At 68.6% G+C, this 19,297-nt stretch carries 16 protein-coding genes and 1 pseudogene; 8 read left to right on the top strand and 9 right to left on the bottom strand.

Annotation, left to right across the window (positions count from 1 at the left end; all coding sequences use genetic code 11):
* Positions 1-230 (bottom strand): annotated as a pseudogene (locus tag K206_RS0119735) (acetyl-CoA C-acyltransferase); the annotation flags it as partial.
* Positions 231-491: 261 nt separating this feature from the next.
* Here K206_RS0119735 and K206_RS0119730 point away from each other — a divergent pair.
* Entirely contained in the window at positions 492-1,043 is a 552-nt protein-coding gene (locus K206_RS0119730; protein WP_020204118.1) for a TetR/AcrR family transcriptional regulator, read from the top strand.
* Here the strand turns inward: K206_RS0119730 and K206_RS0119725 are convergent.
* On the bottom strand, positions 1,040-2,134 hold the full coding sequence (locus tag K206_RS0119725; RefSeq protein ID WP_020204117.1) for an IS630 family transposase: 1,095 nt from the start codon (positions 2,132-2,134) through the stop codon (positions 1,040-1,042). The two genes, K206_RS0119730 and K206_RS0119725, sit on opposite strands and share 4 nt — an antisense overlap.
* A gap of 431 nt (positions 2,135-2,565) precedes the next feature.
* Between K206_RS0119725 and K206_RS0119720 the strand changes: the two genes are divergently transcribed.
* The 5 genes from K206_RS0119720 to K206_RS0119700 all read left to right on the top strand — a co-directional run bounded on the left by K206_RS0119720 (position 2,566) and on the right by K206_RS0119700 (position 8,414).
* A complete protein-coding gene (locus K206_RS0119720; protein WP_029043840.1) occupies positions 2,566-3,750 on the top strand; it encodes an acetyl-CoA C-acyltransferase in 1,185 nt (394 codons plus the stop codon).
* 52 nt (positions 3,751-3,802) lie between these two features.
* Positions 3,803-4,609, top strand: coding sequence for an enoyl-CoA hydratase/isomerase family protein (locus tag K206_RS0119715; RefSeq protein ID WP_020204115.1), 807 nt, complete (start codon positions 3,803-3,805; stop codon positions 4,607-4,609).
* 2 nt (positions 4,610-4,611) lie between these two features.
* A complete protein-coding gene (locus K206_RS38780; protein ID WP_020204114.1) occupies positions 4,612-6,540 on the top strand; it encodes an acyl-CoA synthetase in 1,929 nt (642 codons plus the stop codon).
* 88 nt (positions 6,541-6,628) lie between these two features.
* Complete coding sequence (locus K206_RS0119705; protein WP_020204113.1) at positions 6,629-7,618, top strand: tripartite tricarboxylate transporter substrate binding protein; 990 nt, start codon at positions 6,629-6,631, stop codon at positions 7,616-7,618.
* Between the two features lie 91 nt (positions 7,619-7,709).
* Positions 7,710-8,414 carry a TetR/AcrR family transcriptional regulator gene (locus K206_RS0119700; RefSeq protein ID WP_020204112.1) on the top strand — a complete coding sequence of 235 codons (705 nt, stop codon included), beginning with the start codon at positions 7,710-7,712 and terminating at the stop codon, positions 8,412-8,414.
* Here K206_RS0119700 and K206_RS38775 read toward each other — a convergent pair.
* The 4 genes from K206_RS38775 to K206_RS0119680 form a co-directional block, all read right to left on the bottom strand.
* The gene (locus tag K206_RS38775) at positions 8,409-9,584 is read right to left on the bottom strand and encodes an OpgC domain-containing protein (protein ID WP_020204111.1); all 1,176 of its coding nucleotides are present in this window, start codon (positions 9,582-9,584) and stop codon (positions 8,409-8,411) included. The genes K206_RS0119700 and K206_RS38775 overlap by 6 nt on opposite strands.
* 351 nt (positions 9,585-9,935) lie before the next feature.
* Positions 9,936-10,949 carry a tripartite tricarboxylate transporter substrate binding protein gene (locus tag K206_RS0119690; protein WP_231401636.1) on the bottom strand — a complete coding sequence of 338 codons (1,014 nt, stop codon included), beginning with the start codon at positions 10,947-10,949 and terminating at the stop codon, positions 9,936-9,938.
* Between the two features lie 193 nt (positions 10,950-11,142).
* Positions 11,143-11,574 (bottom strand): DUF2846 domain-containing protein, encoded by a 432-nt coding sequence (locus K206_RS0119685; RefSeq protein ID WP_020423845.1) that lies wholly within the window; start codon positions 11,572-11,574, stop codon positions 11,143-11,145.
* A 23-nt stretch (positions 11,575-11,597) separates the two neighbouring features.
* Positions 11,598-11,993 carry a hypothetical protein gene (locus K206_RS0119680; protein WP_020204108.1) on the bottom strand — a complete coding sequence of 132 codons (396 nt, stop codon included), beginning with the start codon at positions 11,991-11,993 and terminating at the stop codon, positions 11,598-11,600.
* Positions 11,994-12,436: 443 nt separating this feature from the next.
* On the opposite strand from K206_RS0119680, the gene K206_RS0119675 reads away from it, so the two are divergent.
* Positions 12,437-15,619 carry an EAL domain-containing protein gene (locus K206_RS0119675; RefSeq protein ID WP_029043838.1) on the top strand — a complete coding sequence of 1,061 codons (3,183 nt, stop codon included), beginning with the start codon at positions 12,437-12,439 and terminating at the stop codon, positions 15,617-15,619.
* 3 nt (positions 15,620-15,622) lie between these two features.
* On the opposite strand, the gene K206_RS0119670 is transcribed toward K206_RS0119675, so the two are convergent.
* From K206_RS0119670 to K206_RS0119660, 3 genes are all read right to left on the bottom strand, one after another.
* Positions 15,623-16,204: an amino acid synthesis family protein gene (locus tag K206_RS0119670; RefSeq protein WP_020204106.1), complete on the bottom strand. Its 582-nt coding sequence runs from the start codon at positions 16,202-16,204 to the stop codon at positions 15,623-15,625.
* Between the two features lie 80 nt (positions 16,205-16,284).
* A complete protein-coding gene (locus tag K206_RS0119665) occupies positions 16,285-17,241 on the bottom strand; it encodes a tripartite tricarboxylate transporter substrate binding protein (protein WP_029043837.1) in 957 nt (318 codons plus the stop codon).
* 80 nt (positions 17,242-17,321) lie between these two features.
* Positions 17,322-18,221, bottom strand: a complete 900-nt coding sequence (locus K206_RS0119660) for an NAD(P)-dependent oxidoreductase (protein WP_020204104.1) — start codon at positions 18,219-18,221, stop codon at positions 17,322-17,324.
* Positions 18,222-18,345: 124 nt separating this feature from the next.
* On the opposite strand from K206_RS0119660, the gene K206_RS0119655 reads away from it, so the two are divergent.
* Positions 18,346-19,236 (top strand): LysR substrate-binding domain-containing protein, encoded by an 891-nt coding sequence (locus K206_RS0119655; RefSeq protein WP_029043836.1) that lies wholly within the window; start codon positions 18,346-18,348, stop codon positions 19,234-19,236.
* Positions 19,237-19,297 lie beyond the last annotated feature (61 nt).

Genomic DNA, 19,297 nt, shown 5'->3' with positions numbered 1-19,297 from the left:
AGGCCGGCGCCGCGCGCGGCCTGCCGCGCCGGGTTCATCTTGTTGCCGGCCTGGATCACGTTGCCGAACACCACGCTGCCGACCAGCTCCGGGTCGAGCCCGGAGCGGCGGAACGTCTCGGCGATCACCGCCGCGCCGAGCTCGGTCGCCGGCGTCGATTTCAGTGCGCCGTTATAGGCTCCGATTGCCGTTCGCACCGGATGGCACAGCACCACGTCTCTCGCTTTCATCACATCGCTCCTGGTTGGGACGAACGTTCCGCCCTTGCGTCATTCTATTGAATGACGATCATCATACTAAAGAACCGGAAAGAAGATGAAGCGCCGGATGCCGGCGTATCCGCCACTTCTACCACCGTGGATCGGTCATTGAATGATGACCGTCATGCCATCGTCATGGCATGATGTGGCATCGGCTGCCGGTCGCTTCATCATCCGGATATGATGATCGCCATCCAATCAGCGCCGCCCTTCAACCTACGGAGTCCAATCGTGCGTTACTCGCCGGAACACAAGGCCGAAACCCGCAAGCAGATCGTCGAGGCCGCCGCGGCCGAATTCCGCGAGCACGGCATCGACGGCGTCGGCCTGGCGCAGCTGATGAAAAGCGCCGGGCTGACCCACGGCGGCTTCTACGCGCACTTCGATTCCCGCGATGCCCTGGTCGCCGACGCGGTCGACGCCGCCTTCGGCCAGACCACGGCCTTCCTCGAAGCGGCCGCCGCGGCGGCGCCCGCGCGGCAGCGCAAGCGCGCGATCCTGCACGCCTACATGAACCGGAAGCACCGCGACAAGCCCGCCAGCGGCTGCGCCATCGCCGCGCTCGGCGCCGACGTGTCACGGCTCGACGCCAGGACCCGCAAGCGCTTCGAGGCCGGCGTGGCGGCGCTGATCGAACTGATCGCGGGCAACGACAGCGCGTCGTCGCGCAAGGACGCGATCCTGATGCTCGCCACGATGGTCGGCGGCCTCGTGCTCGCGCGCGCGGTGCGCTCGGAGGCGCTGTCCACCGAAATCCTGGATACCGTGCAGGCGTCCCGCTAGTGTCCTGTCCCAGTAATTCGCCCGCAGAGCCGGGCGAGTTTCTCAAGGATTGAATCGGCGGTGGCAGTCCAGGCGAACGGCTTGCCGTGCTCGTTGTACTGGCTGACGAAGCTGTCGATCTTCTTGGTCAGTTCCTTGACGCTCTTGAACGAGCCGCGCCGGATCGCCTTGTCGGTGATGATCCCGAAGAAGCGCTCGACCTGATTGAGCCAACTGGAATAGGTCGGGACAAAGTGCATGTGCCAGCGTGGGCGCTGCGCCAGCCATGCACGCACCTTCGGATGCTTGTGGCTCGCGTAGTTGTCCACCACGCAATGCACGTCGAGATCTTGTGGCACGGCCTTATCGATTTCGCGCAGGAAAGACAGAAACTCTTGATGGCGGTGGCGAGGCTTGCAGCTGGCCAGTACCGCCCCATTTAGCACGTTCAGCGCCGCAAAAAGCGTGGTCGTCCCATGACGGACGTAGTCATGAGTCACGCCTTCCACGTAGCCCAGTCCCATCGGCAGCATCGGTTGTGTGCGCTCCAGCGCTTGGCACTGGCTCTTCTCGTCCACGCACAGCACCAGAGCGTTCTCGGGTGGATTGAGGTACAGCCCCACCACGTCGCGCAGCTTCTCGATGAACAACGGATCCGTGGATAGTTTGAAGCTCTCCACTCGATGAGGCTTGAGCTGGAAGGCTTGGAGGTAGCGCGCGACAGTGCTCTTGCTGATACCTGTTTCGCCTGCCAGCGTGCGCGTGCTCCAGTGCGTCGAGCCATCGGCTGGCTTGGTGTGCAAAGTCTTGTTGATCAACTCGGCAACCTGCTCGTCGCCCACCGTGCGCGGCCGACCAGGGCGCAATTCGTCATAAAGCCCCAGCAGTCGATCTCGTGCATAGCGGCCACGCCACTTGGTCACCGTCGCTCGATGGATCCCCAACGCCTGCGCAACGTCGGTGCTGGCCTTGTCCTCGCCCTCACAGGCCAGCACGATTCGCGCACGCAAAGCCAATGCGGCTGGCAGCGATCGCGACCTCGCCATCGAGGCCAGCTCTGCTCGCTCGCTTTCTGTAAGGCTGATGGTCGTGCGGGTGTATGCGTTGGGCATGAAGCCTCTCCAAGGATGCCTATTCTCACGCAATTCCCGTGCCTATGAATTAACGGGACAGGACACTAGCGGCGCGCGGCGGCGCGTTACGCCACCGCGCATCGCCATCGCTTCGCATACGAACCATTATTTCCGCGCGGTGATGTGGCTGCCGCCGGCCCTCCTTTTTTCCTCTCTCCCTCCTCTTCCCGCTTCATCGAGGTAAACCCTCGCCAGCCCGCCGCGCGCTTGACCTGCCGAAATCCGCTAACTAGCATGTAGACAGTGGATACACCAAGACGGCCACCTGGCGCAGGTGGCTGAACATCCGGCTAACCGGCGGCATCCTGGCAACCAGCCGGATCGCTCCGTCCAAATCTATCCACTGTCTATATCTGCCACGCACCAGGACCGGAAGTCCCCGTGCGGATACCCATACCAAAGGAGAACCCATGTCTCGCGCAGTGATCGTTTCCTACGCCCGCACCCCCATCGGCAAGGCCGGGCGGGGCGCCTTCAACCAGACGCACGGCGCCACGATGGCGGGCCACGTCATCGAGCATGCCGTGCGGCGTGCCCGCCTCGAAGGCGGCGAGGTGGAAGACGTCATCTTCGGCTGCGGCCAGCCGGTCGCCGCCACCGGCGGCAACGTGGCCCGCGCCGGCGCCATCCGCGCCGGCCTGCCGGTCTCGGTGAGCGGCACCACGCTCACGCGCTTCTGCGCTTCCGGCCTGCAGGCGGTCGCCTTTGCCGCGCAGCGCGTGCTGGTCGACAAGGTGCCGGTCATGGTGGCCGGCGGGGTCGAGTCGATCAGCCTGTCGCAGCCGGTCACGCTCAAGGTGGCCCAGCAGGAAGCGTGGCTCGCCGAGCACCGGCCCGACGTGTACCTGCACATGATCGACACCGCCGAGATCCTGGCCCGGCGCTACGGCGTGTCGCGCGAGCGCGCCGACGCCTTCTCGCTGCGCAGCCAGCAGCGCACCGACCGCGCCCAGCAGGCCGGCCTGTTCCGCGACGAGATCGTGCCGCTGGCCACGCGCAAGGGCGTGACCGACAAGGCGACCGGCCAGACCACCACCGAGGCCTGCCTGCTCGAAGCCGACGAAGGCAACCGCCCGGACACCACGCTGGAAAAGCTCGGCGCCCTGCCCCCGGTCAAGGGCGAGGGCTACCAGGTGACGGCCGGCAACGCCAGCCAGTTGTCGGACGGCGCCGCCGCGCTGGTGGTGATGTCCGAGCGGGAAGCGCAGCGGCGCGGGCTGGCGCCGCTGGGCTATTTCATCGGGCTGGCGACGGCCGGCGTGGAGCCGGACGAGATGGGCGTCGGCCCCGTGCGCGCGGTACCGCGCCTGCTCGAGCGCAACGCGCTCGCCGTCGACGACATCGACCTGTGGGAGCTCAACGAGGCCTTCGGCTGCCAGGCGCTGTACTGCATCGACCAGCTCGGGCTGCCGGAGGAGCGCGTCAACGTCAACGGCGGCGCCATCGCCATCGGCCACCCCTACGGCATGACCGGTGCGCGCCAGGTCGGCCACCTGCTGCTCGAAGGCCGGCGCCGCAAGGCCAGGTACGGCGTCGTGACCATGTGCGCGGCCGGCGGCATGGGCGCGGCCGGCCTGTTCGAGTTCATCCACTGAACGACCGGAAAGCCAACAAACAAGACGGCGCACACCGACAGGAGACAAGCCAATGACAACCAACCCGACCACCCCCATCACCGAATACGACACCGTGTTCGTCGACCGCGACGGCGGCTGCGGCATCGTCACGATGAACCGGCTCGAGAAGTACAACGCGCTCAACGCCGCGCTGCGCAACGACATCCACGCGGCGATGTCGGCGCTGATGGCCGACAAGACCATCCGCGGCATCGTGCTGTGGGGCGGCACCAAGGCCTTCGTCTCGGGCGGCGACCTGGTCGAGATGCTCAAGCGCCGCCCGCTCGATGCGTTCGGCCCCACCAGCGGCGCGTCCGACCTGTGGGCGCTGATCCATCACAGCACCGTGCCGGTGGTGGCGGCCATCGCCGGGCCGTGCTTCGGCGGCGGCCTGGAGCTGGCGATGGCCTGCGACCTGCGCGTGGCCGCCGACAACGCGCTGATGGGACAGACCGAGACCAACGTCGGCCTGATCCCGGGGCGCGGGGGCACCCAGCGCCTGGTGCGGCTGGTGGGCGCGACGCGCGCCAAGGAAATGATCTTCACCGGCGAGATCATCAAGCCGGACGAGGCCTACCGCATCGGCCTGGTCAACAAGGTGGTGCCCGCCGCGCAGCTGCTCGACGAGGCCAAGGCCTACGTGCACCGCATCGCGGAGAAATCGCCGCACTCGATCGCCCTGGCCAAGCTGATGATCAACAACGGGCAGGACACCAACCTGGATACGGCGCTGATGATGGAGCAGCTTGCCTTCGCCACGCTGTTCAGCACCGACGACATGCACGAAGGCGGCGATGCCTTCCTGAACAAGCGCCGTCCGGCCTACCGGGGATCCTGACCATGACGCAAGCCGCCATCGAAGCCGCCGCCCGCGCGCGGCGGGACCTCTACCAGCCCGGGCTGCGCGTGGCCACGCTCGGCGACATCGAGCGCTTCGAGCAGACCCCGCTGCCGGCGCGCGACCTGCCGGCCAGCACCTACGACCTGCTGCGCCTGGCGCGCGACCGCGCGCCCGACGCGCCCGCGCTGCACCACTTCGCCTCCGGCGACGAGCTGGAGCGCGCCACCACCGTGAGCCACGGCCAGTTGTTCGGCCGCATCACCCAGACCGCCAACCTGCTGCATGCGCTAGGCCTGGGGCCGGCCGACGTGATCGGCATCCTCATGCCGGTCGCGCCGGAGTCGCAATACGCGCTCTGGGGCAGCGAGGCGGCCGGCATCGCCTGCCCCGTCAACTGGATGCTGGAGCCGGAGATCATCCGCACCCTGCTCGCCAACGCCGGCGCGAAGGCGGTGATCGTCTACGGCCCCGACCCGGACATCGAGGCCTGGAACAAGGCCATGCTGATCCGCCGGGAGCTGCCCGGCGTGCGCCACTGGATCAAGGCCGGCGGCGGCCCCGCGAGCGAGGATGGCGTGGTCGACCTGCTGGCCGAGCTGCCGCGCTTCGGCGCCGAGACGCTCGACAGCGGCCGGCGCATCGCCCCCGGGGACACCGCCTCGATGTTCCACACCGGCGGCACCACCGGCACGCCCAAGCTCGCCCTGCACACCCACGGCAACGAGGTCTTCATGGCCTGGGCCAGCGGCATGCAGTACGACGTGCAGCCCGCGGACGTGCGCGTGTGCGGCGTGCCGATGTTCCACGTCACCGGCGTGCTGACCAACTGCCTGATGCCGCTCGCGCGCGGCGCCTCGGTGGTCATGCTGACCTCGGGCGGCTGGCGCGATCCCTCCGTGATCCGCAACATCTGGCGCATCATCGAGCGCTTCCGCGTCACCACGCTCAGCATGGTGCCGGCCGTGGTCAACATGCTGCTCAACATCCCCCTCGAGGATGCCGACATCGGCTCGCTGCAGGCCGCCACCTGCGGCACCGCGCCGCTGTCGACGGCCATCGCCGAGGCCTTCGGCAGGAAGACCGGCTCGGTCATCCTGGAAGGCTACGGCCTCACCGAAGGCACCGCGCTGAGCGCCTGCAACCCGCGCCACGGCGAAGCGCGCACGGGCTCGATCGGGTTCCGCATGGCCTACCAGCAGATGAAGGCGGTCAAGGTGGCCGGCCGGCGCATCGTGCGCGACTGCGAGCCCGGCGAGCCGGGCGTGGTGGTGGTGCGCGGGCCCAACGTCTTCGCCGGCTACCTCGACCCGGCGCACAACCGGGACATCTGGTTCGACGGCGGCTGGTTCAACACCGGCGATCTCGGCTACATGGACGCGCAAGGCTACTTCTGGCTGACCGGCCGCGCCAAGGACCTCATCATCCGCGGCGGCAACAACATCGACCCGCGCATGATCGAGGAAGCGCTGTACCGCCATCCGGCCGTGTTCGACGCCGCGGCGGTCGGCATCCCGGACGCGCACGCGGGCGAGCTGCCGGTAGCCTACATCGCGCTCAAGCCGGGCAGCGACTATCCGCTCGGCCGCCTCAGGCACTACGCCTACGAGGCGATTCCCGAGCGCGCGGCGGTGCCCAAGCAGTTCTATCTGGTCGACGCCATTCCCAAGACCGCGGTCGGCAAGATCCAGAAGAACGTGCTGCGCGGCGACGCCATCCGGCGCGCCCAGCAGCAGATGCTGGCCGATGCCGCCGCCGGGGCGCCGCTCCCCGTGCGCGACATCCGCGTGGAAGACCGCGGCGACCTCGGGCTGGCCTCCACGCTGGTGCTGCCCGCCGCCATGAGCGAAGCCGAGCGCGCCGCGGCGATGGCCACCATCGAGACCGCCTTCGCCACGCTGACCACGCGCTACTCGGTGGTGTACGAGTAGCGCGGAAAGGCTGGCGAAAGCCAGCCGAAATGCGGAACCGAGAACAGATCGAAATCAGATCGAAAACAGATCAAGACAGGAGACAACCATGACCACGTCCAACACGGCCGCGCGCCTCGCGGCCGGGGTGGCCGGCTTGCTGCTGCTGGCGCCCCACCCCGCGCATGCCGAAAAGCCGGCGGATTACCCCGCCCATCCGATCCGGATCATCGTGCCCTACGCCGCCGGCGGCGGCACCGACATCATCGCCCGCACCGTGGGCGCGGCCCTGTCGCGGCAGATGGGGCAGCCGGTCGTGGTGGACAACCGGCCCGGCGGGCAGACGGTGGTGGCGTACTCGATCGCCTCGAAGGCGGCGCCGGACGGCTACACCCTGCTGCTCAACAACTCCGCGCACAGCATCCAGCCGGCGCTGTTCAAGGACCTGCCCTACGACGCCATCAAGAGCTTCCGCGGCGTGGCCGGGATCGCGGCAGCGCCCGTGGTGTTCGTGGTGGACCGCAAGCTGCCGGTGACGGACCTCAAGAGCTACCTGGCCTATGGCAAGGCGTCGCCCGAGCGGCTCAACTTCGGCTCCTTCGGCGCCGGCACCGGCTCCCACCTGTGGGGAGAGATGCTGGCCTCGGTCAGCGGCATCGACATGATGCACGTGCCGTACAAGGGCTCCGCGCCGGCGATCCAGGACCTGATCGGCGGTCAGATCAACGGCCTGTTCGTCGATCCGCTGGCGATCAAGCCGCACATCCAGGCCGGCACCGTGCGCGCGCTCGGCGTGACCGGGCCGCGCCGCTGGAAAGGCCTGGAGAGCGTGCCCACCTTCGCCGAGCAGGGCTATCCGCAGTTCGCCGACGTCGGCTGGTTCGGCCTGTTCGCGCCGGCCGGCACGCCGGACGCGATCGTCAACCGTCTCAGCGCGGAGGTCGCGAAGGCGGTGGCGGTGCCCGAGGTCAAGGCCCGGCTGCAGGAGCTGGGCACCGAGCCGAGCGGCACCACGCCGGCCGCGTTCGACGCGCAGATCCGCAAGGACGCGGAGCGCTGGGCCAGGGTGGTCGCCGAAAAGCACATCACGCTGCAATAACAATCACCATCGCCGCGCGCGCGGATGCGGGGCGGGCGCGCTGCCGTTGGCGCTAACATGGAGGCCTGACGACACCGCCCACGGCAACACCATGACCAACGCCACCACCCCGCCGCCCCGCCAGAGCTACCACCACGGCAACCTGCGCGAGGAAATGATCCGCTGCGGCAGGGAGATCCTCGCAACCGAAGGCGTCCACGGCCTGACGCTGCGCTCGGCGGCGCGGCTCGCGGGGGTCTCGCACGGGGCGCCGCGCAACCAGTTCGCCGACAAGGAAGGACTGCTCGCCGCCATCGCCGCCGACGGCTTCCGCGAGCTGGTGGCGATACGGCGCGCCCGCATGTCGCCCGACATGACGGCCGAGGGACGGCTGCTCACGGTGATGGACGGCTACATCGAATTCGCCGTCAGGCACCCCGCCCTGTTCTACCTGATGTTCGGCCCGCAGATCGTCGGCAAGGAGAATTACCCCGAGCTGCTGGAGGCGGGCGCGGCTTCCTACCAGTTGCTCTACGGCGCGGTGCAGGACTATTTCAGCGAGAACGGGCTGGACGCGCAGTTCGACGACATGATGGTGCGCTGCGCCTGGTCCGCCATGCACGGCGTCAGCATGTTCTTCAGCGCCAAGCCGACCGGGCCCACCACGCGCCCGAAGGTGGCGCTGGCGCAATGGCGGCAAGGCGTGCAGCAGTTCGTGCTGACCGGCCTGCTGGCCGCCGGCAGGGAGAAGGCGGCATCGGCCGCATCGGCCGCGCCGAAGCCGCGGACGCGGCAGCGCGCCGCGGCCCGCTCATAGGCCGCGGCCGTTCGCGCAGGGCACCGCGCGCAACTGCCGGGCGGCCACCGCCGCCTTGCGCCCCTCCTTGCGCCGCCCCCACCAGCCGCCGATCACCAGCAGCAGCGCCACCGCCACGATGTCGCCGCCCAGCGCGATGGGCCGCGAAGGCCGCCCGCCGGCGATGCCGTAGGTAAAGCCCTCGATCACCACCGACACCACCGCGCCGAACACGAAGCAGAACAGGCTGTGGCGACCGATCTGCACCACCGGCCCCATCACCGAGGCCAGCCGCGCCACCCAGCCCGCGCGCACCGCCAGGTAGGCCAGCCACGCCAGCCCGAGGAAGCTCGCCACGCGCAGCGCCGCCAGGCTCTTCTTGGGCAGCGGGAACACCATCGTCGGCAGCCATGCCGGCAGCCACGGCTCGTACACGTGCGGGCGCATCCACAGGTAGGCCAGCAGCACGCCGGCCAGCGTCATCGCCACCGCCAGCACCGTCACCACCCAGCGCACCAGCGGCTGGCGCGGCAGGATCACGTCCGGCCGCAGGCGCGACATCAGCCCCAGGCCGAACATCAGTTGCCACGCGAACGGATTGAAGCTCCAGCCGTTGCCGTCGCTGCTCGGCAGCAGCGGCGTGAGCATCGGCGCCATCAGCCACAGCAGCGCGCTGGCGCCGACGAAGGTCAGCGGCCGCGCGCGCGCCATGCGGATCGACAGCGGCGCGCACAGGATGAAGACCGCGTACATCGGCAGCACGTCCGAGACGAAGGGCTGGCGCGCCACGCTGAACACCTCGATCAGCGTGCTGAACGGATGCGCCATGAAGATCGGCGCCTCGGTGGACACCACCGCCGGCGCCGGCACGCGCGCGAGCGCCAGCAGCAGGCCGAACACCAGCATCAGCAGCCCGGTCAGCACGAAGGCCTTGTAGATCTCCCAACTGCGCCGCACCAGGCGGCTCTGCGCGGCGGCCGCGCCGTGCCGCGCCTCCATCGCCAGGAAGGCGGAGCTGGCCGAATAGCCGGCCAGGAAGACGAAGATCTCCGCCGCGTCGAAGAACGCGAAATTGCGGATGGTGTAGTCAGCCAGCACGCTGCCGTTGACGTGATCCACCACGATGAAGATCAGCGCCACGCCGCGGATCAGGTCGACCTCAGTTCTGCGCTGGGTTTCGTTTGTCGCCAAAAGCCTCTCCTGCATCACAGGCGGCGGGCGTCCCGACAAGGCGCCCCGCCACCCCGGACCCGCCATATGGCGAATCCGCTACCTGTTTCACTATGAAATCCGGCACGTTGGACAGCGCAAAGGCAGAAATGTGCCGCGCCCGCGACGCGGCCTGCCCTGGCGGCCAATGCACCGGGCGAGATGATACGGCATATTGGGGATTACCCTAGGGCGAGGCTGCCGGGGGCTGGGGAAACGCGGGAAGGCGGGAAGGCGGGAGGGAGGAAAGACGGCGCCGGCTCGCGCGAGCCGGCGCGCGGAGAGCGCGGACGGTTGCCGGTACTGGTGCCGGTGCCGGTGCCCGATTCCGGCCTACGACTGCAGCGGCTGGATTTTCGCGCGATGCACGATCGCGCGCCATTTCAGGGTTTCGCTGGAGATAGTCCTGGCGAACGCTTCCGGCGTGCTGCCCACCGGCTCCAGGCCGAGACCCAGCAGCTTCTCGCGCACCTCCGGCTGGCGCAGCACGGCGGCCGCGTCGGCCTGCCACTTGCGCACCACCGCGTCCGGCGTGCCCTTGGGCGCCACCAGTCCGTACCACGAGGTCACGTCGAAGCCCGGATACGACTCCGCCACCGTCGGCACGCCCGGCAACTGCGCCAGCCGGTGCGGCCCGGCCACCGCGACCGCCACCAGCTTGCCCGAGCGGATGTGCTGGAGCACGCTCGACACGCCCGCGAACACCATCTGCACCTGCCCGCCCAGCACGTCGTTGAGCGCCGTCGCGATGCCGTTGTAGGGAACGTGCACGGTCTTGATGCCCGCCTCCAGGTTCAGCAGCTCGCCCGCGAGGTGCGCGCCGCTGCCGTTGCCCGGCGAAGCGAAGTTCAGCTCGCCCGGATGGGCGCGCGCGTATTCGACCAGCGCCTTGAGCGTGTGCGCCGGCAGGCCCGGATTCACCACCAGCACGTTCGGCGAGGTCGCCAGCAGCGTGACCGGCACGAGGTCCTTCACCTCGAAGCCGAGCTTCGGAAATAGAATCGGGTTCACCGTCAGGTTGCCCGCCGGCGCCAGCGCCAGCGTGTAGCCATCGGCCGGCGCGCGCGCCGCCGCTTCCATGCCGATATTGCCGGCCGCGCCCGGCTTGTTGTCGATCACCACCGGGCGGCCCCACTGCTCCGCCAGCTTCTGCCCGACCAGGCGCGGCAGCGCGTCCGCCACGCCACCCGCCGCGAACGGCACGATCACCCGGACCGGGCGCGCCGGATAGCCTTCCGCCCCGGCCGGCCCCGCGGCCGGCGCCGGCAGGCTCGCGCAGGCCAGCAAGGCGGCGCCGGCAATGCGGATGACAAGGGAATCGGCCAACAGGCGGACAAGACGGTTCACTTCTGACTCCGGAAACATGGAAAGACAACAAGCGCGCCGGGACCGCGCGCGCTTGTAGATCAGACCGATGTTATCGGGCCGCCCGCTACTTGTATAGACAACTTTTCGGCTATGGAAAGGCGGTTTTCGCATATGGGAGCGCGCATGCCGCCGGCCTGGGCCGGGGCGCCGCGCGAGACCGCCTCCGGCAGCCTTATTTCGCTTGCGGCGTCAGCGCATTGCCGGTGTAGCTCAGCGACGGCAGGTCTTCCTTGGCCTTTTCCGGCGTTTCCAGCTCAAGCACGATCCGGCCGACCACCAGGCCAAACGAAGGCGAGCTGCGCACGTATTTCGTTTCCCCCGCATCGAGACCGAAGCTGAGCGTCTTCTCGGTCTCCGTCGCGGTGGCGGCGACATACTTGCCTGCCGGACGATCGACGAAGAAGAAGCCGCCCGGCTTGGACTCGCCCACCACCTGGTCGTTGAGGCGGATATCCGGCTGGAGCGCCGCGCCGAGCATGGATGCCGAGCGCAGGAAGTAGATACGGCCCTCGCCTTGCTTGATGGTAGGTATGGATGCGGCCATTTCCGAATGCTTCACGCCGGAAGCGCAGCCCGCCACAAGACCAGCCAGGGCCAGGCCCATCACTACAGTCCGTACAGCACGAATCACTTGATATCTCCGAATTTAAGGGGTACCGCGGTTGAAAGCGGGGAATAGTTTTCTTCCCCGGGCAAATAGAATCCCACCAGTTTTTGTTCTTCGATCACCAGGTACGCCTCATACACCTGGCGGCCTTCAATCGTGAAAATCGTGCCGACCGGACTGAAAACCTGGCCCTGCGGAAGACGCCCGAAGGACTGCCAGACCGAGTCCTGGGCAAGCGTGCGCGAATATCCCGTATCGAGCTTGATGGCGGCCGGCTCCAGCAGCCGGATTCGCCGTGCTGCCGCCTCCCGGCCGGATATCTCGACCTTCGATTGCGAAATCGGTACCGAAGGCGCGCATGCGCCGAGAAACAGGCTCAACGCCAGCCATGCGCCGGCAAGACGGATACGCCCCATGAATTCTCCTGTCTGCTTGATATTTGCCGGCAAGCGGCCGCGCGTTGCCCGCGTCATTGCTGCATGCCGCGTCGACTGCCGCGCAGATCGCAATGGCAGCAGTCATCGTTGATCAACATTGTCGTTAATGACAAATAACGGCACGTATCGCCAAAAATGCCCCCCACCAAAGAGTGGCCTCCGCGGGGCCGGAACAATGACCCCGAACAGTGACGCGGAGGGGCCGCAATGGTGCCGGCCGCCAGCTTCCCGCACACTCCTGCGGCACGCACGCACCGTCACGGGGAATATCCGCCAAACGCTAAAGCTGCGGCGCGCGGGCGTCGATATGGGAATGCCAGCCAACCCTCCAGCCAGGCCCGGCATCTTTCTTGCCTCTTTCCCGCCAGCCCGTTGGAGTGCGCCATGAGTCACCCTAAATAATGCGCGACGGTGCGCGCACGATGAAAGACAATCCCTTCTTCCGGTTTCTCGGGCGCCTGCGCGTGGGCCGCAAGCTGCTGCTGATCTATCTGCTGGATCTGAGCGCGGTGGTCTACATCAGCGGGATACTGATCCACGAGAAATACATCGCCATCGATTTCTCCAACAAGGAGATCGGCGGCAACATCTACCTGCACACGGTGCGCGACGCGCTGGCCGACGTCGCGCTGACCGAGGCCGGGGCGCGGCCGCCCGCCGCGCGCTTCGAGCAGATCGGGGCCGAGCTGGCCCACGCCGAGCAGCAGTACGGCACGCACATGCAGAGCGCCGAGCTGAGCCGGCGCGTGCGCGCGGCACTCGCCGCCATCGCGCGCGAGCCGCAGCCCACGCCCGCCACCGTGGGCGAGGCCCTGGAGGCCTGCCGCGAGCTCGTCACGCGCATCGGCAACCAGTCCAACCTGATCCTCGACCCCGACCTCGACAGCTACTACGCCATGTCGCTGTCGATCCTGCGCTATCCGGCGCTGGTCGACGCGGTGCACGGTATCGGCCGGCGCCTGCACGACGGCATGCACGGGCAGGAATCCCGCGAGGCCCTGCGCACGCGCTACCTCGTGCTCGAAGGCCAGCTCGACGCGGTGCTGGAAGGCCTGCGCTCCGACCTCGCCGAGGCCGGCGCCGCCGACCGCGCGCTCGGCACCGCGCTGGCGCCTTCCGTGGCGCGCATGCGGGCCGCGGTGGAAGCGTACCGGCACGCCGCGCGCATCGTGGTGAACGGCAGCGACAAGACCGATCCCGCCCTGCTCGCCAACCTCGACACCGCGCAGCAGGCGCTGGTGCTGAGCGTGCGCGACACCTGGCGCGACACCAGCGAGCAGCTCGACACGCTGCTCCACGCGCGGGTGCGCGGGCTGTTCTCGCGCATGTGGCTGCATCTGGGCACCGCGCTGTTCCTGCTGTGCGGCATCCTCGGCATGGTGTACTTCGTCGCGCAGCAGATCTCGCGGCCGCTGCGGCAACTGGCGCGCGTGATGGACACCGTGCGCCGCACCGGCGACCACACGCTGCGCGCGAGCTGGCACAGCCAGGACGAGATCGGCCAACTGGTGCGCGGCTTCAACGAGATGCTGGAGCAGCTCGACCGCGAGCGCGACGTGCAGAAGGAGCTCGCCGCCACGGCGCGCGCCTCCGCCGCGCAGCACGCGCTGGTGGAAGCCACGCCGGTGCCGATGATGGTGACTGCGGTCCCCGGCCACGAAGTGCTGCACGCCAACCAGCCCGCGCTCTACTGGCTCAACGGCTGCACGGCCGACCCGTGGGCCTTCGCGCTCGATTCGCCCGTGCGGGCGCGCTTCTTCCAGCAGTTGTCCGACCGCGACGCGGTGGAGGAATTCGAGGTGCGCTGGAAGGCCAGCGCCGAGCCGACCTGGGCCATGCTGTCCGCGCGGCGGCTCAAGTTCCAGGGGCGCGACGCGGTGCTGACCGCCTTCACGCCGATCAACCAGATCAAGCTGATGGAGCAGCGGCTCGAGCTGTGGGGCAAGGTGTTCGAGGCATCCTCGGAAGCGATCCTGATCCTCGACCAGGAGCGGCGCCTGCTGACGGCCAATGCGTCGTTCTACCGCGCCACCGGCTATCGCGCGGAAGACGTCACCGGCAAGCTGCCCGAGTTCGTCGTCGCGGCCGCGGGCGGCACGCCGCTGATCGAGGGGCTGGCGACGCTGGTCGACCTGTCGAGCGTGTGGAACGGCGAGGCGCAGATCCGGCGGCGCTACGGCGGCGACTACCCGGCCTGGCTGATGATCAGCGCGGTGCGCGACAAGCGCGGCAACGTCTCGCACTACATCTGCACGCTGATCGACATCACCGACCGCAAGAAGAGCGAGGCGCGCATCCAGTTCCTGGCCGAGCACGACGTGCTCACCGAGCTGCCGAACCGCGCGCTGTTCACCAAGCGCCTGGGCATCGCGCTCGAGCGCGCGAGAAACTCGCCGGCGCGCGTGGCCGTGCTGTTCATCGACCTCGACCGTTTCAAGGACATCAACGATTCGCTCGGCCACCACATCGGCGACGCGCTGCTGCGTTCGGTGTCGCGGCGCCTGCTGCAGGCCGTGCGCAGCGGCGACACCGTGAGCCGGCTGGGCGGCGACGAATTCACCGTCATCCTGAACGACATCGGCGGCGCGGCGGACGTCGCCAGCACCATCGACGACCGCCTGCTGCCGCTCGTGCGCGAGCCGCACGCGATCGGCGGCGCCACGCTGCAGGTCTCGTGCAGCGTGGGCGTGGCGATGTACCCGGACGACGGCACCGACATCGACACCCTGATGCAGAACGCCGACGCGGCCATGTACCAGGCCAAGGCGGCCGGGCGCAACCTGGTGAAATTCTTCTCGCCCGACATCGCCGAGCGCGCGCGCCAGCGGCTCACGCTCGAAGCCTGCCTGCGCACCGCGGTCGAGCGCCAGGAACTGCGCCTCGCCTTCCAGCCCTGCCTCGACGCGATCACCGGCGCCGTCATCAGCGTGGAAGGGCTGCTGCGCTGGACCCATCCGCAGCTCGGCAGCGTGATGCCGGCCCAGTTCATCCCGATCGCGGAAGACACGCGCCTGATCATCCCGATCGGCGCCTGGGTGATCGACGAAGCGTGCCGCCAGCTCGCGCAGTGGAGCACCGCCGGCCTGCCCGGCATCCGCATGTCGATCAACCTGTCGGCGATCCAGCTGCGCGACGCCGACCTGGCCGCCACGCTGCGCGCGAGCCTCGCGCGCCACGCCGTCGCGCCGGAGCGGCTCGAACTGGAGATCACCGAGACCGTGCTGATGGACAGCGCGGAAAACTATCTCGACGCGATCAACGCGATCCGCGCGCTCGGCGTCAAGCTGTCGCTCGACGACTTCGGCACCGGCTACTCCAGCCTCAGCTACCTGAACCGCTTCCCGCTCGACCGGCTCAAGATCGACCGCGCGTTCGTGCACGACATGCTCGACGCGCCCGCCGACCTCGCCGTCATCAAGGCCATCGTCGAGCTCGGCCACGACCTCGGCCTGCGCGTGGTCGCCGAAGGCGTGGAAAGCCGGCACCAGGCCGACATCCTGCGCAGCCTCGGCTGCGACGAGCTGCAAGGCTTCCTCTATGCGCGGCCGATGTCGGCGCAGGCGCTGGAAGGCTGGCTGCGGGAGCAGGCGCTGGTGGATGCCTGAGCGCTACCGCTGCCCGTCAGCCCCGACGACATTCTCCTTGAGCAGGCCGCCGAGACGCGAATGCACGCGACCGCCGGTGCCCATGACCAGCGCGAACAGGATCTCGTCGGGGCGCGGCGCGTCCTGGATGCCGATCTCGATGCTGTTGAAATGGCTGCGCACGTAGGACGCATGGATGTAGTGCACCGGCACCATCATCCGGTAGCCGGCCGAGGCCACGGCCTTCACCGCCGGCACCATCGCCTTGGGCTCGCCGAGCACGGTGCGCATGGCCCAGCCGCCCGCCTCGTGCCACACCGCGCCATGCTCCATCTCGCCGTTGATGCCGACGATGGCGGCCTTGCTGTAGACCTCCACCTTGTCCTTGCCGCCGAGCGTGTCGACCAGTTCGCCGGCGAGCAGCGAGCCGAGCGAGCGCAGCTCCGACATGAACGGCATCAGGTCCGGCTCGTAGCGGCCCGCGTAGGGATTGCGGATCACCGCGCACGACGCCGCCAGCTTGAGCGGCTTCTCGGGCGGCGGGCCGCCTTCGTGATACGTGGTTTCGACGATCAGGCAGCGCTTGCGGATTTCGATCAGGGACACGGGAAACTCTCCAGAAAACACAGAAAAAAAGCGGGCAACGCCGACCGCACGGCCAGCGCAGCCAGCACGGCCAGCACCGCCTATTCCGGCGTGATGCCGGCTTCCTTGACGATGGCCGCCCACTTGCCGATCTCGGCCTTGACGAAGGCGCCGAAGTCCGGCGCCGGCTGACGCTTGGGCGTCAGGCCCTGCGCCGCGAAGCGGCGGACCAGCTCGTCAGAGGACAGCGCCTTGTCGAGCGAGGCCGACAGGCGCCGCGCCACGTCGTCCGGCAGCCCGGCCGGCGCCATCAGGCCGAACCACACCGTCAGGTCGAAGCCCGGCGCGCCGCTTTCGTTGAGCGTGGGAATGTCCGCGGCCAGCGGAAAACGCTCGCGCGTGCTCACGCCATAGACCTTGACCTTGCCGGCGCGCGCCTGCTGCAGCCCGTTGGCGAAATCGGTGAAGGTCAGCTTGACGATGCCGCCCATCACGTCGGTCAGCGCCTGCGGGCCGCCCTTGTACGGCACCTGCGTGATGTCCGACTTGCCCATGTGGGCGAGCTTCGCGCCGAACACCTGCGCGCTGCCCGAGCCGTAGCCATAGGTCAGCTTGCCCGGGTTCTGGCGCGCGTAGCTGAACACGTCGCCGACCCGCTTGCCCGGCGCGTCCGGCGAGCCGACCAGCAGGTAAGGCGTCTCCGCCACGCCGCCGAGCGGCTGCAGGTCCTTGACCGGATCGTAGGGCAGCTTCTTGAACAGGCTCACGTTGCTGGCCGCGGTGGTCACGCCGACGATCACGATCGTGTAGCCGTCGGCCTTGGCCTGCGCGGCCTGCTGCGTGCCGATGATGCCGTTGGCGCCGGGCTTGTTGTCGATCACGAACGGCTGGCCCAGGTCCTGCGACATCGGCTCGGCGAGCGCGCGCGCAACCACGTCGGTGATGCTGCCGGCCGGGAACGGCACCACCATCCGGATCGGCCGCTCGGGATAACCGCCGGCCAGCGCGCCCATGCTGAAAGCCAGGCCGATTGCCGCGGCGGCAATGCCTCGGTAAATGCTCATGTTGTTGTCTCCTCTTGTGCTCTTATGCTTTTGTGCTCTTGTGTTCTTGTCGTGGCGGCGCGAGGCCGCCCGTGCTACGCCTGCTTGTCCAGGTAGCGGATGATCTCCGTGTTGTCCGCGCGCGGGTCGAGCGCCCCGGCGGCCTGCTGCCACAGCGACGCGCACAGCGACAGTTGCGGCGCCTCGACGCCCGCCAGCGCCTGCAGCCCCGCGGCCGTGGCAAGGTCCTTGGCCTGCAGCCGCATGGCGAAGCCCGCGTTGAACGTGCCCGGGATGATGAACTGCGCCAGCTTGGTTTCCGTGGCCACGTTGCGGCCGCTCGACGCGTTGAGCACGCTCGCGAAAATACCGGCGTCGAGGTCCATGCGCTGCGCGATCAGCAGTGCCTCGGATGCGGCGAGCAATCCGGCCGCATAGACGTAGTTGTTGAGCGCCTTCATCGCGTGCGCGGAGCCGACCGCGCCGGTCACGATCAGCGTCTCGCCCATGTGCTCCAGCAGCGCGCGCACGCGCTCCACGTGCGCCGGATCGCCGCCGGCCATGATCGCCAGCGTGCCGGCGCGCGCCTTGGCCACCGCGCCCGAGACCGGCGCGTCGACCAGCGCGATGCCGCGCCCGGCCAGCGTGGCGGCAAGGCGGCGCGTATCGGCCGGGTTGGACGAACCCATGTCCACCACGGTGGCGCCCGCGGCAAGAATGTCCGCCAGTCCCGCGCGGCCGCCCTCGCCGGCGACGACCGCGTTGGTGATCGGGCTGTTCGGCAGCATCGTGATCACGACCTCGCAGCCGGCCAGCGCCTCCAGCGCCGTGGCGCGCGCGAGCGTGCTGCCCCAGGCGGCATGGCCGGCGAGCCGCGCGAAGGGCGCGTCGGCGGTGTCGAAGGCCCGGATCTCCAGGTCCGCGGCCGTGGCCAGGTTTTCGAGCATCGGCAAGCCCATCATTCCCAGGCCGATAAAGCCGATCTTGCGGCGCATGTGGTCTCCTCTCTTCCTATGTCTTTTTTGCCGTCCGTACCCCGGCACGTGCTCCAGATCGTATGGGTTTTGCCGTGACTTGTCGTATGCTCTTGTGATTGTGGGTTATAACCATCTGTTATCGATGCGCTTCAAACTCAGACAAATGGAGGTCTTCCGGGCCGTCATGCTGACCGGCTCCATGAACGGCGCCGCCAGCCTGCTGTGCATTTCCCAGCCCGCCGTGAGCCGGCTGATCGCCTACACCGAGCAGAGCCTCGGCCTGCGGCTGTTCGAGCGCGTCAAGGGCAAGCTGCGGCCGACCGCCGAAGCGCAACTGCTGTTCCAGGAAGTCGGCTCGCTCTACGAAGAAGCGCTGCGCATCGACGAATTCGCGCGCGACCTCGCCACCAACCCCCAGGGCGTGCTCAAGATATGCTCCAGCCCGAGCCTCGCGCTGAACTTCCTGCCGCCCATCATGGCCGCCTTCCTCGACGCCCATCCCCAGGTCCGGCTCACCATGCGCACCACGCTGCTGGCCGACATGGCGCTCGAGCTGCTCGGCCGCAAGGCCGAACTGGCGGTGTCGGTGCTGCCGATCGAACATCCGAACCTCGTGGTGGAACCGTTCGCGCAGGGCCGCATGGTCTGCATCCTGCCCGAAGGGCACGCGCTCGCCGCATCGCCGGTGCTGACGCTGGCCGAGGTCGCCGCCCACCCGCTGGTGCTCTACGCGCGCCAGATCCCGTTCGGGCAGTTGATGGCGGCGGCGTTCGCGCAAGCCGGCGTCGAGTGGCGCGCGCGCGCCGACATCGAACGCGCCGAGATCGCCTGCGCGCTGGTCCGCGCCGGCGTGGGCCTGGCCATCGTCGACGAATTCTCGGTCGGCCGCGCCGGCTGGCCCGGCACCGTGGTGCGGCCGCTGCGCGAACACATTCCGCTGACGCTAAGCCTGGTGCGCTCGCGCTTCGATACGCCAAGCCGTCAGGCGCAGGCGTTTGTGGGGTTGTTGAGGGCGCAGGCGGGTGGGATGTAGTGACGTGCGGGGATGGCGTGTGGGCTTCGTTCAGGGGGGCGGTGCGGTAGCACAAGTTAAC

This window comes from Cupriavidus sp. WS (genome assembly GCF_000395345.1).
GTDB classification, from domain to species: Bacteria; Pseudomonadota; Gammaproteobacteria; order Burkholderiales; family Burkholderiaceae; genus Cupriavidus; species Cupriavidus basilensis_B.
Note: the sequence above shows the minus strand (reverse complement) of the source record. Positions and strands in the feature narration are given on the sequence as shown.